Here is a 2636-nt window from a genome sequence, read left to right on the forward strand (position 1 = left end):
TGAACAACGCCATAATAGCGCCATAGTTTTGCTTGATGTGTTAATTCATTAACTAATCGTTCAACGCGCTTAATACGTTCGGTAATAGTTTGTATCATTTCTTGCAGTACAATTTGTTGGCTTGGATGCGGCAAAACTAACTCAGTTAGCCAACGTAAATGTTGATTTGACCAATTGTCATTCACTTTGCAGGTGATGTTATTACGTAAAAATAAACCTTTAAGTTGGTATTTAGCATCCTTTAAGTCTTTCATAGCGGTTTCTCTTGCCCTTGATAAATCACGTATCGCTTCGTCTTCAGGCTCAGGGACATAAATTGGGGTTAGCTCCTCGTCTTTAAGGAGTTTGGCCAATTTCATTGCATCGCGTTTGTCTGTTTTAACTTTATCACCGGTTTTTTTAGGGATAAGCGATGGCGCAACGACATAACAGCAATGACCTAAACTTGTCAGTAGTCGGTAGATCCAATAACCACAGGGACCTGCTTCATAAACAAAGTGCAATGTCGCACAGGGGTATTTAGATTGATATTGCCGAGCAAGTTTAGTGATTGCTGCTTTGGTTGTTTTAATTTTTCCTTGGTGAACAGTTTTTGCGCCACGTTGGTCTTCAATGTGTGCAACTTCAGTAGATACTTTATGGGTATCTAAGCCAATGAAAAGTATGTTATGTTTACTCATGCTAGCCTCTATTTTATATTGTTGATAAATATATTATGGCTCTGGTTTGTAAAACTAATCCACGAATTTAGAGGCTAGCACTTTGTGGGGAGTCATTATGTCTATAAGTCATCTATATATTGCAGGAAGCAGATGAAAAAAAATCTATTAGTGTTAGTCGCTCTTATTCTTATTGCCGTAGTTTCTTATTATTATGGTGCTCAACGTGGAGCTAAAGCAGCGACAGGTGTCCTTACTCTGCAGCTAGGAATGCAAGCGGTCGATAAGATGGTATTAAATTCGGCATTGTTACTTTCACTTAAAAATGAAGAATCAGAACAGGCTTTACAAATTGTGCAACAATTTGTCGAAAATGATATAAAGCACCTTGATAAGCTAGAAAAAATGCTTGAAGAACTTCCACTTGATGAATTTGATAAGAATATATTTCGAACAAGTATTGTTCAAGCTAGAGAGAGTCATAAATTCGTAACTGACTTATAACAAGTCATTCCAAAGGACAAAAAACAGTTGGTTTTGCTCCTTCGTCGCTTATTTTAACCAACTATTTTATTGCCTCTGAATGAGGCGTTGAGGCTATAGAATTTCTCCAAGGTAGAAAATTACGGATGAAATTTATGTTTACAGAGTCTCTAAAAGGCAAGTTTTAATGTATTATTGTCTCAGATTTCACGTAGCAACGTGTTTTGAGGCTTAATTTTCAATATTTTTTGTGGCTGCTTTTTCAAAAAGAGAAATTCTACAGGCTCGTTATGTGATCGCAAGGAACCAAGTATGGCTATAAAGTTGAAGGAAGTTGACGGAGTACAAATTCAACCAAAGCACAAGGCTACTTGCCATTGTGGCACCGTTGAAATTGAACTCGATTTACCTGATGGGCTAGTTGATGTTCGCCGCTGCGATTGCTCTCTATGCCGCAGACGCGGAGCAATAGCTGCATCCGTGCCATTGTCAGGTATTAATATTCTCAAAGGTGTAGAGGCGTTAAAGCTTTATCAATTTAATACAAAAACTGCCAAGCACTATTTTTGTAGTAACTGCGGTATTTACACCCACCACCAACGAAGGTCAAATCCAACTCAATATGGCTTTAATGTAGCTTGTTTAGAAGGTATAAATCCTTTAAAAATACAAGGAATCCTAACCTATGATGGCGTCAACCATCCCGCAGATCGTGCGTAATGCACATAACAAAAACAGCTAAGGCGACGCCAAAAAGCGGCGCTTACTGTTAGCGTTAAGTTTAGAAAAGGTGGCACAAAAAAATCATGATTGAGCATTGGATGATACCTATCCCACAAGGCGAAATTAGTCTTCGAGATGATCGAAAGAAGACTGCTTGGACTTCCGAGGTGAAGCCATTTTTAATGAGCAAATATTTGGTTACTCAGGAAGTGTATTCGGAAGTGATGTCAAAAAGACCTTCGAAATTCTCTGGTTTGAAGAAGCCAGTTGAAAGTGTTGCTTGGTTTGACGCTATTCAGTTTTGTAATGCGCTTAGTGAATTGTCGGGATTAGACAAGTGCTATTTTATACGACCCGATAATGAATCGGTTGATTTTATAGAAGATGCAGATGGTTACAGATTGCCGACAGATGCTGAATGGGAGTACTCATGTAGAGCTGACTCGAAGTTAGTTCAGTATGGCGATATTGAGGATATCGCATGGTATGTGGGGAACTCCAAAGAGACAACACATGACGTCGGTTTAAAACTGTCCAACGATTTTGGCTTGTTCGATATGCTTGGAAATGTATGGGAGTGGTGTTGGGATCTATATGATCCAGAAGTATACGGTTCCTATCGTATCTTTCGTGGCGGGGGTTGGTCTGATGAGTCGCGGGGATGCTTAGCATCAAATCGAAGAAGAAGTCATCCAACCTATACAATTGATGACTTAGGTTTTAGAGTGGCAAGATCGGAGCAGCAAGCACTTAACAAAACGTTACACCTGT

Annotated in this window: 4 protein-coding genes; 3 read left to right on the forward strand and 1 reads right to left on the reverse strand. The window is 39.2% G+C overall.

Annotated features, from left to right (window positions below; genetic code table 11):
- Positions 1-680 (reverse strand): IS110 family transposase (locus tag ACE1OF_RS19490; protein WP_448896537.1); only part of this gene is annotated, 680 nt, incomplete at its 3' end.
- A gap of 132 nt (positions 681-812) precedes the next feature.
- Between ACE1OF_RS19490 and ACE1OF_RS19495 the strand changes: the two genes are divergently transcribed.
- From ACE1OF_RS19495 to ACE1OF_RS19505, 3 genes are all read left to right on the forward strand, one after another.
- Complete coding sequence (locus ACE1OF_RS19495; RefSeq protein ID WP_448896538.1) at positions 813-1163, forward strand: hypothetical protein; 351 nt, start codon at positions 813-815, stop codon at positions 1161-1163.
- A 291-nt stretch (positions 1164-1454) separates the two neighbouring features.
- Entirely contained in the window at positions 1455-1862 is a 408-nt protein-coding gene (locus tag ACE1OF_RS19500; RefSeq protein WP_448896539.1) for a GFA family protein, read from the forward strand.
- An 86-nt stretch (positions 1863-1948) separates the two neighbouring features.
- Positions 1949-2636: formylglycine-generating enzyme family protein (locus tag ACE1OF_RS19505; RefSeq protein WP_448896541.1), on the forward strand; the 688-nt coding region annotated here is incomplete at its 3' end.

This window comes from Colwellia sp. E150_009 (assembly GCF_053543955.1).

Excerpts from the sequence above, each read along its gene's own strand:
- ACE1OF_RS19495 (WP_448896538.1), top strand. The coding sequence starts at position 813 with ATGAAAAAAAATCTATTAGTGTTAGTCGCTCTTATTCTTATTGCCGTA.
- ACE1OF_RS19500 (WP_448896539.1), top strand. The coding sequence starts at position 1,455 with ATGGCTATAAAGTTGAAGGAAGTTGACGGAGTACAAATTCAACCAAAG.